Source organism: Agromyces sp. NPDC056523 (assembly GCF_042794545.1).
Lineage (GTDB): Bacteria > Actinomycetota > Actinomycetes > Actinomycetales > Microbacteriaceae > Agromyces.
Window position 1 is genome coordinate 817,425 of the sequence record NZ_JBHTTM010000001.1, and the last position, 12,306, is coordinate 829,730.

Annotated in this window: 12 protein-coding genes; 5 read left to right on the plus strand and 7 right to left on the minus strand. The window is 72.0% G+C overall.

Annotated features, from left to right (window positions below; all coding sequences use genetic code 11):
- Positions 1-54: 54 nt before the first annotated feature.
- Complete coding sequence (locus tag ACFQ58_RS04000) at positions 55-1,224, plus strand: NAD(P)-binding domain-containing protein (protein ID WP_376949756.1); 1,170 nt, start codon at positions 55-57, stop codon at positions 1,222-1,224.
- A gap of 57 nt (positions 1,225-1,281) precedes the next feature.
- Here ACFQ58_RS04000 and crcB read toward each other — a convergent pair whose 3' ends face one another.
- The 5 genes from crcB to ACFQ58_RS04025 form a co-directional block, all read right to left on the minus strand.
- Entirely contained in the window at positions 1,282-1,650 is a 369-nt protein-coding gene (gene crcB, locus ACFQ58_RS04005) for a fluoride efflux transporter CrcB (protein ID WP_376949757.1), read from the minus strand.
- Entirely contained in the window at positions 1,647-2,066 is a 420-nt protein-coding gene (locus ACFQ58_RS04010; RefSeq protein ID WP_376949758.1) for a fluoride efflux transporter FluC, read from the minus strand. Before ACFQ58_RS04010 ends, crcB begins: the two co-directional genes overlap by 4 nt.
- Positions 2,067-2,075: 9 nt before the next feature.
- Complete coding sequence (locus tag ACFQ58_RS04015) at positions 2,076-2,591, minus strand: GNAT family N-acetyltransferase (protein WP_376949759.1); 516 nt, start codon at positions 2,589-2,591, stop codon at positions 2,076-2,078.
- Between the two features lie 67 nt (positions 2,592-2,658).
- Positions 2,659-3,270, minus strand: a complete 612-nt coding sequence (locus tag ACFQ58_RS04020; RefSeq protein WP_376949760.1) for a PadR family transcriptional regulator — start codon at positions 3,268-3,270, stop codon at positions 2,659-2,661.
- On the minus strand, positions 3,267-4,109 hold the full coding sequence (locus tag ACFQ58_RS04025; RefSeq protein ID WP_376949761.1) for a DUF4097 family beta strand repeat-containing protein: 843 nt from the start codon (positions 4,107-4,109) through the stop codon (positions 3,267-3,269). Before ACFQ58_RS04025 ends, ACFQ58_RS04020 begins: the two co-directional genes overlap by 4 nt.
- Positions 4,110-4,337: 228 nt before the next feature.
- On the opposite strand from ACFQ58_RS04025, the gene ACFQ58_RS04030 reads away from it, so the two are divergent.
- On the plus strand, positions 4,338-5,096 hold the full coding sequence (locus ACFQ58_RS04030; protein WP_376949762.1) for a MerR family transcriptional regulator: 759 nt from the start codon (positions 4,338-4,340) through the stop codon (positions 5,094-5,096).
- Between the two features lie 119 nt (positions 5,097-5,215).
- Here the strand turns inward: ACFQ58_RS04030 and ACFQ58_RS04035 are convergent, their stop codons facing one another.
- Positions 5,216-5,935 carry a YitT family protein gene (locus ACFQ58_RS04035; RefSeq protein WP_376949763.1) on the minus strand — a complete coding sequence of 240 codons (720 nt, stop codon included), beginning with the start codon at positions 5,933-5,935 and terminating at the stop codon, positions 5,216-5,218.
- A gap of 78 nt (positions 5,936-6,013) precedes the next feature.
- Here ACFQ58_RS04035 and ACFQ58_RS04040 point away from each other — a divergent pair, with 78 nt between their 5' ends.
- The 3 genes from ACFQ58_RS04040 to ACFQ58_RS04050 all read left to right on the plus strand — a co-directional run bounded on the left by ACFQ58_RS04040 (position 6,014) and on the right by ACFQ58_RS04050 (position 11,887).
- Positions 6,014-7,444 carry a PLP-dependent aminotransferase family protein gene (locus tag ACFQ58_RS04040; protein WP_376949764.1) on the plus strand — a complete coding sequence of 477 codons (1,431 nt, stop codon included), beginning with the start codon at positions 6,014-6,016 and terminating at the stop codon, positions 7,442-7,444.
- Positions 7,445-7,539: 95 nt separating this feature from the next.
- Positions 7,540-10,968, plus strand: coding sequence for an efflux RND transporter permease subunit (locus ACFQ58_RS04045; RefSeq protein WP_376949765.1), 3,429 nt, complete (start codon positions 7,540-7,542; stop codon positions 10,966-10,968).
- Between the two features lie 151 nt (positions 10,969-11,119).
- A complete protein-coding gene (locus ACFQ58_RS04050; RefSeq protein WP_376949766.1) occupies positions 11,120-11,887 on the plus strand; it encodes a GntR family transcriptional regulator in 768 nt (255 codons plus the stop codon).
- Positions 11,888-11,907: 20 nt separating this feature from the next.
- Here ACFQ58_RS04050 and ACFQ58_RS04055 read toward each other — a convergent pair whose 3' ends face one another.
- A complete protein-coding gene (locus ACFQ58_RS04055) occupies positions 11,908-12,279 on the minus strand; it encodes a DUF4440 domain-containing protein (RefSeq protein ID WP_376949767.1) in 372 nt (123 codons plus the stop codon).
- Between the last annotated feature and the right edge of the window lie 27 nt (positions 12,280-12,306).

Sequence of the window (12,306 nt, forward strand, 5' to 3'; positions counted from 1 at the left end):
GGAGGCTTCGACGGCGTGGCATCCGGACCCCTCCGGACATGGTGGGATAGACGGGTGGATGCGATCCCCGACCGCGTGAAGGTCGCGGTGATCGGCGCCGGACAGGCGGGGCTGTCGGTCGCCTATTACCTGCGGCGCTTCGAACTCGTCGCCGACGAGGACTTCGTCATGCTCGACCGCGCACCCGGGCCGGGTGGCGCGTGGCAGCATCGCTGGTCGTCCCTGCGCCTCGGGACGGCGCACCGGGTCAACGACCTGCCCGGCATGGGCGACCTCGGCCTCAGCTTCGAGACCGCCGACCGGTCCCTGCCCGCCAAGGAGGTCGTCGCCGACTACTACGGCCGGTTCGAGGAGCACTTCGACCTCCGAGTGCACCGACCGATCAACGTGCGGCGCGTCTCGAACGACGGCGCCGACCTGCGCATCGAGTTCGAGGACCTGAGCCCGCAGCCGTTGGAGGATCTGAAGACGCGCGGGTTCTTCGCGCGCCGACGCCGGACGTTCCAGGAGCCCGAGTCGCCGGCCGTGCCCAGCGGCGAGGTGCGCACGCAGTTCCTCGTGAACGCGACGGGAACGTGGGGCTCGCCGTTCGTGCCGTTCTATCCCGGCATGGCCGAATACACCGGGCGGCATGTCCACACCTCCGACTACGTCTCGGCCGAGGACTTCCGCGACCAGCACGTCGTGGTGGTCGGCGGCGGCACCTCGGCGATCGGGTTCATGCTCGAGCTCGAGGCCGTGACAGCCGGCCTGACCTGGGTCTCGCGTCGGCCGATCGACTGGCTCGACCGCCAGGAGCTCGACCTCGAGGGCGCGTCGGCCGCCGTCTCCCGGCAGGACGAGGCCGCCCGGGCCGGGCGAGCGCTGCCCTCCGTCGTGAGTGGCACCGGCGTGCCCAAGAACCGACGGATCGCCGCCGGCATCGAGCGAGGGCTCCTCCGGGCACGGCCGATGTTCGATCGCATCGAGGGCGCCCGGGTCGTCTGGAACGACGGCACCTCGGCGCGCGCCGACGCGATCATCTGGGCCACGGGGTTCCGCCCGGAGCTGCGTCACCTCGCTCCACTCAAGCTCCGCGAAAGGGCGGGTGGCGTGACCGTGGGCCAGGGGGCCGCGTGGCAGGATCCGCGGATCTTCCTCGCCGGTTACGGGCCGCAGGCGTCCACGATCGGCGCGAACCGTGCCGGGCGCATGATCGCCCGGCAGATCATGGCCATCCTCTAGGCGGCGTCGCGCTCGTGTCCGCGCCGCATCGGGCGCAGGGTGCAGGCGGGGGCCCGCTCAGCGTGCGATCACGTAACCGGCGACGGCCGCTCCGAGGCCGAGGACGAGGGTCACGACGACGTTGAGGATCGCGGCCCGCCACCGCCCTCCGTCGGCGAGTTCGATGGTCTCGACGGACCACGTGCTGAAGGTCGTGAGCCCGCCGCAGAAGCCCGTGAGGAGGATGAGTCGCACGTCGTCCGAGACCGCCGCGCGCTCGGCGAGACCGATGACGGCGCCGGCCACGAGCGAGCCCGCGACGTTGACGATGAGGATGCCGCCGGGCAGGTGCCCCGGCCGGACGGGATACGCGCGCGACAGCGCGTAGCGGATGACGGCGCCCACCGCCCCGGCGACGAGCAGCGCCCCGACCACGAGCGGGCTCACAGCGTCGCCCCGTCGTCGGTGACCTCGGTGGGCATCGGCCGATTGGCGAGTGAGGATCCGACCTTCAGCCCGCCGACGGCGAGCGCGAGGCCGGCGACCAGCGAGACGGCGAGGTAGAGGGCCGCCAGCGCGGCCTCGCCCTCGCGCCCGAGGATCGTGAGCGACGCCATCACGGCCGACAGGGTGGTGAACGAGCCGATCACGCCCGATCCGATGCCCGCCTTCAGCCACGCCGGCGTGGACGGACGCGTCCACAGGCCCCCGGCGAGCCAGCCGAGCGCGAAGGTGCCGGCGAGGTTGACGATGAGCGTCGACCAGGGGAACCCGTCGTCGGGGTGCGGCAGCGCGACATCGGCCGCGAACCGGAGGCCGGTGCCGATCAGGCCGCCGGCGAACACCGCGAGGTAGGGGAGCACGCGTCGAGGCTACGCGGTCGGCGCGCCGCTGAGCGGCAGCACCCAGACGTTCGACGGAAGCCAGGTGCCCTTCGGGTACTCGAACTCCTCGACGCCCTCGAGCCGGAACCCGATGCGACGGCAGATCGCATTCGACGGCGCGTTGTCGACCCGGGGGAACGCGAGCAGCTCGCGAGTCGGGTCGACCGCGCGCGCCTCGTCGACGAGCAGTTGCAGCGCCGCGCGCGCGATGCCCCGGCCCTGGTGCTCGGCGAGGACCGTCCACCCGGCCTCGAATCCGGCGCGCCCGTGGTGCTCGTGCGGCCAGAACCCGATCGTGCCCACGCCCTCGGGGTGGTCGGGCGTGACGATGGCTGACATCCAGGCGCTGCCGTCGAGGCGGCCCTTCGCGTAGCGCGCGTGTCGCGCGATGACCTGCTCGTCGGTCTCGGGACCACCGAGGTGCGCGGTGAGTTCGGGCGCGTTCGCGCGCCGGAGCAGGTCGAGGTCGTCGACGGACCAGGGGCGCAGCGAGACGTCGATCATCACCCCAGCCAAGCGGATGCCGCCGACATCCCGTGCCGGCGGCATCCTGGTTCGATCGGGTGGCGGGTCAGCTCCGGGCGAGCTCCTGCAGCACCTCGGCGCGGACGTCGGCGAGCCGCGTGCGCAGCAGCGACACGGTGTCGCCGTTGACCCGGCCTCGGTTGGCCTGGTTGCGGAACTCCAGCCGCAGCTGCTGGCGGAACTCGGTGATCGCGAGGTCGGCCTCGTGCATGGCCCGGGTCGACTCGGCATTCGGCTGCGGGGTGGCGGGCTCGGTGCTCGCCGCCTTCCGCGCCTCGCGGGCGGCGTTCGCCAGTTCGGCCCGCAGCGTCCGCATCGCGGAGTCGACCTCAGCGCGTACGCCCTCGGCGAGCCGGCGGACCGAGTCGGTCACGTCGTCCTCGATGGCGTCGAGCTCGTGCCGACGCGACTCGAGTTCGGCGCGACCGGCGTCGGTGATCTCGTACACCGACTTGCGGCCGTCGGTCCGCTTGGTCACGAGCCCTTCCTCCTCGAGCTTGGCGAGGCGCGGGTAGATCGTGCCCGCGCTCGGCGAGTAGGTGCCGCCGAACCGGTCGGACAGGGCCTGGATCAGTTCGTACCCGTGGCGGGGCTGCTCCTCGAGCAGGGCGAGCAGGTAGAGGCGCAGGTTCCCGTGGGCGAAGACGGGCGGGGTCATGCCGTCGCCTCGGAGGAGTCGGCGGGCGCGGTCGCCGGCTGGCGGCGGATGACCGAGATGTTGCCCGAGACGCTGTTGGCCCCGAGGTCGAGCCAGGTGCCCACGAGCTCGCCCGTCACCCGCTCGAAGCCCTTGCCCAGGGTGCCCTTGATCTGCGTGTCGTCGAGCAGCAGCCGGCCGGTGACCGTGTTCACGCGATAGCGGGCACCGCTGCCGGTGTCGAACCGCAGGGTCAGGTCGCCCGAGACGGTGTTGGTGTCGACACGGCCGGGCGTGCCCCGCACGTCGAGGATCATGTCGCCCGAGACGGTGTCGGCCTTGAACGAGCCGACCTCGCCGGTGACGGTCACGTCGCCCGAGACGGTGTGCGCCGTGACCCGGCCGGTGTGGTCGCCGACCGAGACCTCGCCCGAGACGCTCGAGCACTCGATGTCGCCGGCGTGGTTGTCGATGACGAGGTCGCCGGAGACCGAGCTGAACTTGCCGTCGTTGTCGAAGCCCGAGACGAGCGCGTCGCCCGAGACCACGCCGAGCTTCATCGCGATGTGCCGCGGGGCGAGGATCGACACCTCGGCCCTCGCGCTGCCCGTGAACCCCTTGAACACCTCGACGAAGTTGTCCCAGCGCAGCTGCGGGTGGTCGATCTCGAGCGAGTCGCCGTCGATCTGGATCATGAGGTCCTTGCCGGTGACGCTCGACACCTCGACGCGCGCTCCGGGCTCGTCGTGCGCGATGACGTCGACCTTGCCGCCGATGAGGCTGACCTTGAGCTTGCGGACGAGTTCGAGGTCGATGACCCTGGTCTCCCCGGGGTTCACGACCCACTTCTCGATGGCCATTCGGTTCTCCTTCGTTCTGCGGCGGGCGGATGGCGCGCCGTGCGCCGGTTCCCGGCGCCGTTCGCGATATATCGCGTCTGTTCGAATTCACGATATATCGCGTACGGACCGTCGTCAAGATATATCGCGTTCTCGGCTTCGGCGGCGGGTGCGACATCCGCTTGACCTTGACGTTGCGTCAACTTCTACGGTGGGATTCGACCGAGGCGAACGAGAAGGGAGCTGTCGATGGACTGGTCGATCCAGGACATCGCGAAGCTGGCCGGCACGACGAGCCGCACGCTGCGTCACTACGACGACATCGGGCTGCTCGAGCCGAGCCGGGTCGGCGGCAACGGCTACCGGTACTACGACCGGGCCGCGCTCGTGAAGCTTCAGCGGGTGCTGCTGCTGCGCGAGCTCGGACTCGGGCTGCCGGCGATCGCCGAGGTGCTCGACGGACAGCGCGACGAGTCGCGCGCCCTCGCCGGCCACCTCGCGTGGCTGCGGCAGGAGCAGGACCGGCTCGCCCGTCAGGTCGCATCGGTCGAACGCACCATCGAGGCACTGGAAGGAGGTGAGGAGATCATGGCGAAGGAGATGTTCGACGGCTTCGACCACACGCAGTACCGCGAGGAGGTCGAGGAGCGCTGGGGCCGCGACGCGTACGCGAAGAGCGACGCATGGTGGCGCGGAATGCGCGACGACGAGCGCGCCGCGTGGCAGGAGCGCGCCGCGTCCCTCGGGCGCGACTGGATCGCCGCGGCCGAGCGGGGCATCGACCCCGACGGCGACGAGGCCCAGGCGCTCGCGCAGCGGCAGTTCGACTGGCTGCGCGGCATCCCGGGCACGCCCGGCGGCGGCGCAGGCGGCCCGACGAAGGAGTACTTCCTCGGGCTGGCCGAGATGTACGTGGCCGACGACCGGTTCGCGGCCAACTACGGCGGCACCGACGGCGCCGCGTTCGTGCGCGACGCGATGACCGCGTACGCCGAGCGCAACCTGTAGCGCGCCCGGTGGTCGAGCGGCCCCTGCGGCTGCTCGGCCACTGAGCGCGTCATCCGGGTGGGCGTCGGGTTGCCGCTTCCGCCGGGCACCCGCTCGCGGGACCCGGCCGAAGCGGCACCTCACACGGCCGGGGTGGGCTCGGTAGCGGGGTGCAGGACGTCGCGGCGTCCGACGCTGCGCTGCGCCGCGCCATCCGTCGGTCGCCTGACCGCGAAGAGCGGGATCGCCCACCCGCAGAGCGGGCCGATGAGGAGCGCGAACGCGAGCGTGCCGATGCCGACGTTGCCGCCGAGGAGGAAACCCGTGCCGAGCACCGCGAGCTCGATGCCCGTGCGGACGATCCAGATCCGCCATCCGGTGCGACGGTGCAGGCCGGTCATGAGGCCGTCGCGGGGGCCCGGGCCGAAATGCGCGCCGATGTAGAGGCCCGTGGCGATCGCCAGCACGACGATGCCGCCGAACAGCATGAGGATGCGCGCCCAGAGGTCCAGTCCGGTCGGGATCAGCCACAGCGAGAGGTCGGCGAAGGGGCCGACGAGCAGCGCGTTCATGACCGTGCCGAACCCGAGCCGCTGCCGGAGGGGGATCCACAGCAGGAGCACGACGCCGCTCGTGAGCACCGTGATGAGTCCGAAGCCGAGTCCGGTCTGCTTGGCGATGCCCTGGGTCAGCACGTCCCACGGCGCGACGCCGAGTTCGCCGCGCACGATCAGGGCGATGCCGAGCCCGTACAGGGCGAGGCCGACCAGCAGCTGCACCAGTCGCCGCGCGAACACCGGCGCGGGGTCGCTGGTGCGGGTCCGGGCGGCGATCGAGCGGAGACGGGCGAGGCGTGGCATGCAAGCAATCCAATCTTGAGATTGGCCTTTCCGCAAAGAGCCAATCGGGCTACAGTGGCTCGCACGATGGATGCGACGATGAGCGCCCGCGCCCTGCACACCCTGCTCGGCGACTGGCGGGGCGACGGCGGCAGCGCCTACCGCGCGCTCGCCGACCGCATCAGGCTGCTCGTGCTCGACGGGCGCATTCCCGTCGACACGCGGCTGCCGGCCGAGCGCGAGCTCGCCGAGCGGCTCGGCCTCAGCCGCACGACCGTGACCGCCGCGTACCGCGAGCTGCGCGACCAGGACCTGCTCCGGAGCGTGCGCGGCTCGGGCAGCGTGGCTCGCCTGCCCGGAGCGCCGGCGATCCTGCCCGCGCCGCCCGCCGCCGAGTACATCGACTTCTCGAAGGCCGCGCTGCCCGCGCTGCCATGGCTGCCGGATGTCGCGCGCGAGGCCGTCGACGACCTGCCGGCGCACCTCGGCGACCCAGGCTTCGACCCGATCGGCATCCCCGAGCTGCGCGCGGCGATCGCGGAGCGCTACACCGCCCGGGGCCTGCCCACCGATGCCGAGCAGATCATGGTCACGATCGGCGCGCAGCACGCGATCGCACTGCTCTCGCGGGCGCTCGTCGGGCGCGGCGATCGCGCGCTCATCGAGGCGCCCACGTACCCGCACGCGTACGAGGCGCTGCGCAACGCGGGCGCCCGCCTCGTGACCGTGGCCACCGCCCCGCACGACGCCGGTCCCGAGGGATTCGGCACGACCGACGAGGCGGCCGATCTCGTGCGCGCGATCGGGCACGCGAACCCCGTCGCCGCGTACCTCATGCCCGACTTCCACAACCCCACCGGTCGCTCCCTCGATGCAGAGGCCCGCGAGCGAGTGCTCGACGCCGCCGCGCGCCAGGGCACGGTCGTCATCGCCGACGAGACGACCGCCGAGCTCGACATCGATCGCGGCCTCGACCTGAAGCCACTCGCCGCGTACGGGCCCGCCGTGATGGTCGGCTCGGTCGGCAAGACCGTCTGGGGCGGCGTGCGCGTCGGATGGATCCGCGCCGACCGTCCGCTGATCCGCAAGCTCCTCGCGGTGCGTTCGCCAGGCGATCTCGGCACGCCGATCCTCGAGCAGCTCGTCGTCACGCGCCTCCTCGGCCGCATGGACGACATCCTCGACCTGCGTCGGGAGCAGTTGCGCGCCGGTCGCGACCATCTCGAGCGCCTCCTGGCCGACGCGTTCCCCGAGTGGCACGTGCCGCACGTCGACGGCGGCATCGTCACGTGGGTCGGCCTCGGCGCGCCGGTGAGCTCGCAGCTCGCGCTCGCGGCCCGCTCGCACGGGCTCATCGTCGCGGCAGGGCCGCGGTTCGGGATCGACGGGGCGTTCGAGCGCTTCCTGCGCCTGCCCATCTGCTACTCGGCCGAGGCGACGGATGCCGCGGTGCAGGCGCTGCGGCGGGCGTGGGGCTCGCTCGCACGGACGCCGGTTCCCGACCAGAGCGTGCTCGCCGCGGTCGTCTGACGCGCGGCGCGCGCCGCGGTCGTCTCATTTCGCCGTCCCGCCGTTCACAGCGTTCCGTGATCCGGACGGTCTCCGCCGCTGCGAGAATCGACTTCATGTCCGTGCTCGCGAAGCTCAGCATGCGGAACCGCGCCCTCATCGCCCTGGTCACCGTCGTCGTCGCCATCTTCGGCGGCATCGCGCTGAACGGACTCAAGCAGGAACTGGCGCCGTCGATCCAGCTGCCGCAGCTGACGATCATCACCGCCTACCCCGGGGCGTCGCCCGACGTCGTCGACGCCGACGTCTCGACACCCGTCGAAACGGCGATCCAGGGGATCACCGGCCTCGAGTCCACGTCCACCACGAGCTCGACCGGCATCTCGCGCGTGACCGCGAGCTTCACGTTCGGCACCGACCTCGCCTTCGCCGAGCAGAAGCTGCTCTCTGCCGTCAACCGCGTCGCACCCGACCTGCCCGAGGACGTCGAGCCGCAGGTCGTCGCGTTCAGCTTCGACGACCTCCCCGTGCTCGCCGTCGCCGTCACGGGCGCCGAGGACCCCGCCACGCTCTCCGACGAGCTCACCCGCACGACGCTGCCCGAGATCCGCGACATCGACGGCGTGCGCGACGCCGCCCTCGTGGGCGACCAAGGACGTCGGGTCGTCATCACGCCCGACCCGGCGCAGCTCGCGACCTATGGCCTCACGAGCCAGGCGATCCGCGACGCGCTGCAGCAGAGCGGCGTGCTGCTGCCCGCCGGCGAGATCACCGAGGGCGACTCGACGTTCGCGGTGCAGGCGGGCACGCGCCTCGGCAGCGTCGAGGACATCGCGGCCCTGCCGATCATCGGCGGAACGCAGCCCGCGCCCGTCGACGGCGTCGACGGCGAGCTCCCCGGCGCGCCCGACGGCGAGACGGGCGAGATCCCGGGCACCGACACCGGCACGGATGCGGGCACCGGGTCCGACCTCGGCTCCGACCTCGGTGCCGAGGCACCCGCCGTGGTTTCCGTCGCGCTCACCATCGGCGACGTGGCATCCGTCTCGCTCACCGAGAACCCGCAGGCCAGCATCTCGCGCGTGAACGGCGAGCCGGCCCTCGCGATCTCGGTGACCAAGCTGCCCGCCGCGAACACGGTCGAGGTCTCGAACGCGGTGCGCGACGCGCTGCCCGACCTGCAGTCGTCGCTCGACACCACGAACCCGGGCGCCGAGTTCACCGTCGTGTTCGACCAGGCGCCCTACATCGAGCGGTCGATCGAGTCGCTCGCGGTCGAGGGGCTCCTCGGCCTGCTGTTCGCGGTGCTCGTGATCCTCGTGTTCCTCATGTCGGTGCGCGCGACGCTCGTCACGGCGATCTCGATCCCGACCTCGGTGCTCATCACGTTCATCGGGCTGCAGGCGGCCGATTACACCCTGAACATCCTCACGCTGGGTGCGCTCACGATCGCCATCGGTCGTGTCGTCGACGACTCGATCGTCGTGATCGAGAACATCAAGCGGCACCTCGTCGCGGGAGTCGAGAAGGCCCCGACGATCGTGCACGCGGTGCGCGAGGTCGCCGGCGCCATCACGGCATCGACCATCACGACCGTCGCGGTGTTCCTGCCGATCGCGCTCGTCGAGGGCGTCACGGGGGAGCTCTTCCGGCCCTTCTCGCTGACCGTCACCATCGCGCTGCTGGCCTCGCTGCTCGTCGCGCTCACGATCGTGCCGGTGCTCGCGTACTGGTTCCTGAAGCCCGCCAAGCCCCGTCCGGGCCAGACCGAGGCGGATGCCGCGGCCGAGGCCGCCTTCGTCGACGAGGTGTGGCTCGCTCCCGAGCTCCGCGACGCCGACGGCAGCACGGGCCTGCGTCCCAAGCCGACACCGGATGCTGCGCCGCGGCCGGCCACGGGTGCGGCGGCCGCCCCCGTCGACGAGCTCGAGCACCCCTCGCGCCTGCAGAAGGGGTTCCTGCCGATCCTGGGTTGGACGCTCCGCCATGCCGCGGTGACGATCATCGTCGCGGTGCTCGTGCTCGCCGGAACGGTGGCGCTCGCGCCGCTCATGAAGACGAACTTCCTCGGATCCAGCGGGCAGAACACGTTCCGCGTGGTGCAGGAACTCCCGGTCGCTTCGAGCCTCGAGTACATGGCGACCGCGTCGGTGCCCGTCGAGGAGGCCATCCGCGGTGTCGAGGGCGTGGAGACCGTGCAGACCTCGATCGGATCCACCGCACGCGGTGTGCTGGCGGCGTTCAGCGCCGGCGGATCGTCGGTGACCTACAACGTGACGACGGACGAGGACGCCGACCAGGATGCGCTGCAGGCCGAGGTCCGCGCCGAGCTCGAGGACCTCGAGGACGTCGGCGAGGTGACCGTCTCGGCGCAGAGCGGCTTCGGCGCCTCGAACGACATCGAGGTCGACATCACGGCGTCGAACGCCGAGGACCTCGCGGCGGCGACCGATGCCGTCGTCGCCGAGCTCGCCGACCTCGATTCGCTCAGCCAGGTGACCTCGAACCTCGAGCAGTCGCGCCCGTACATCGCCGTGCAGGTCGATCGCGCGAAGGCCGCGGAGGCCGGGTTCTCCGAGGTCGCACTCGGCGGGATCGTGTCGGCGGCCATGCAGCCGCAGGCGGCCGGTTCGATCGTGATCGAGGAGCAGACCCTCACGATCTACCTCGCAGGCGAGACGCCGCCCGCGTCGGTCGCTGAACTCCAGGCGCTCCCCGTCCCGACGCCGGCGGGTCCCGTTCGGCTCGACCAGCTCGCCACCGTCTCCCAGGTCGACGGCCCGGCGACCGTCACCACCGTGAAGGGCCTGCGCAGCGCGACGGTCGCGGCAACGCCGGCCGGCGACGACCTCGGCACCGCGAGCGGCCAGGTGCAGCAGGCGGTGTCGGCCGTCGAGCTGCCCGCCGGCACGACCGCGTCGCTCGGCGGCGTCACGGCCGACCAGCAGGAGTCGTTCTCGCAGCTCGGCCTCGCGCTGCTCGCCGCGATCCTCATCGTCTACGTCGTGATGGTCGCGACGTTCCGCTCGCTGCTGCAGCCGCTGCTGCTGCTCGTCTCGGTGCCGTTCGCGGCGACGGGCGCCATCCTGCTGCAGATCATCACCGGCATCCCGCTCGGCGTCGCGTCACTGGTCGGCGTGCTCATGCTCGTCGGCATCGTCGTGACGAACGCGATCGTGCTCATCGACCTCGTGAACCAGTACCGCGAGCGGGGCATGACCGTGCGCGATGCGCTGTTGCATGGCGCGTCGCGGCGTCTCCGGCCCATCCTGATGACGGCCCTGGCGACGATCTTCGCGCTGCTGCCGCTCGCGCTCGGGATCACGGGCAGCGGCGGGTTCATCTCGCAGCCGCTCGCCCTCGTCGTGATCGGCGGCCTGCTCTCGTCGACCCTGCTCACCCTGCTCGTGCTGCCCGCGTTGTACGACCTCGTGGAGGGGTCACGCGAGCGGCGGCGGGCCAAGCGTGCGGCGAAGCGGGCCGAGCGCGAGGCCGCCGCTGTCGAGGAGGCGCACGCCGCGCCATCCGGGAGCTCGCCGGCCTGACCCACCCGAACGCGAGGGACCATCGGCCCGGCCGGATCGTACCCGGGTCGCAGACCTCGGCTGACGCGTCGCCTGTGGTTCACCGAACCTTCACCTGCGCGACGTGTCCCGCCCACCGCCGGGGCGCGGTGGACTCCGTACGGTCGGAGGCATGTCCAGCGAGGTGCTGCTCCACGAGCGGGTGACGAATGTGCTCCGCGAGCGCATCGGGCGCGGCCATTGGCCCGCCGGGATGCGCCTGCCCAGCGAGGCGGCCCTCTGCCGCGAGTTCGGCACGTCCAGAGGACCGGTGCGGCGCGCGCTCGCCGTGCTGCGCGAGGAGGGGTACGTCGTCGGCGGGCGCGGACGCGCACCCATGGTCGGGCGCGTGGTGCCGACCCAGCCGTTCTCGACGTTCTCATCGTTCACCGTGTGGGCCCGCGCCATCGGCAAGACCCCCGGCCAACGCACGATCGAGGCGGCGAGCCGGAACGCCCCGTCGACGGTCGCCGGCTTCCTCGGCCTCGATGAGGGCGCGTCGGTCGTGCAGGTCGTTCGGGTGCGAATGCTCGACGACGTGCCGACCATGGTCGAGCGCACGTCGTTCGCGCCCGCGATCGGCGTGCTGCTCGAGGACATGGATCCCGACCGAGGATCGCTGCACGAGCACCTGATCGGCAAGGGCGTGGACCTGCGCCGCGCCCGTCACACGATCGACGCCGTCGCGGCCAATCCCCTCGACGCCGAGGCGCTCGGGGTCGGGCAGGGCAGCCCGCTTCTGCGCGAGCGCCGCATCACCTTCGACTCCGCCCGACGCCCGCTGTCGTATGCCGACGACCGCTATCGGCCCGAGCTGGCCACCTTCACGATCGAGAACGAGGTCGATCGGCGGACGCCGCTGACGCGATCCGATCCCACCGCCGATTCCGCTCGCCGCTGACCACCCTCGCCGTGCGCGCGTCAGCCGACGTGCGGGCCGAGCGGCGTCCCCTGGTGGAACAGCATGCGCGGGCGGTCGCCGCCGATCCGCCAGAGCGAGCTGCGACGGCTGCGCATGCCGTCGGCGTCGAGCGTGTAGGTGAGGAGCGCCAGGTCCGGTGCGACGAGCTCGACCCGTTCGCCCGTGACGACGGCCGACTGCACGTCGACGGCATCGGGGCCGGTCATGACGTCGATGAGCTCGTCGCGCGTCCACATCCGGCCGCTCCGCCCGATCTCGCGGAACGACTCGTGGAGCAGGTCCTCGAGGGCCGACGGATCACGCCGCACCTCGGGCTCCAGCAGGCGGCGTTCCGCTCCCGTCACGAGCACGGCGATCGACTCGGCATCCATGGATCGACCCTACGCCGTGGGACGCGC

Excerpts from the sequence above, each read along its gene's own strand:
- ACFQ58_RS04015 (WP_376949759.1), bottom strand. The coding sequence starts at position 2,591 with ATGATCGACGTCTCGCTGCGCCCCTGGTCCGTCGACGACCTCGACCTG.
- ACFQ58_RS04020 (WP_376949760.1), bottom strand. The coding sequence starts at position 3,270 with ATGACCCCGCCCGTCTTCGCCCACGGGAACCTGCGCCTCTACCTGCTC.
- ACFQ58_RS04025 (WP_376949761.1), bottom strand. The coding sequence starts at position 4,109 with ATGGCCATCGAGAAGTGGGTCGTGAACCCCGGGGAGACCAGGGTCATC.
- ACFQ58_RS04030 (WP_376949762.1), top strand. The coding sequence starts at position 4,338 with ATGGACTGGTCGATCCAGGACATCGCGAAGCTGGCCGGCACGACGAGC.
- ACFQ58_RS04035 (WP_376949763.1), bottom strand. The coding sequence starts at position 5,935 with ATGCCACGCCTCGCCCGTCTCCGCTCGATCGCCGCCCGGACCCGCACC.
- ACFQ58_RS04040 (WP_376949764.1), top strand. The coding sequence starts at position 6,014 with ATGAGCGCCCGCGCCCTGCACACCCTGCTCGGCGACTGGCGGGGCGAC.
- ACFQ58_RS04045 (WP_376949765.1), top strand. The coding sequence starts at position 7,540 with ATGTCCGTGCTCGCGAAGCTCAGCATGCGGAACCGCGCCCTCATCGCC.
- ACFQ58_RS04050 (WP_376949766.1), top strand. The coding sequence starts at position 11,120 with ATGTCCAGCGAGGTGCTGCTCCACGAGCGGGTGACGAATGTGCTCCGC.
- ACFQ58_RS04055 (WP_376949767.1), bottom strand. The coding sequence starts at position 12,279 with ATGGATGCCGAGTCGATCGCCGTGCTCGTGACGGGAGCGGAACGCCGC.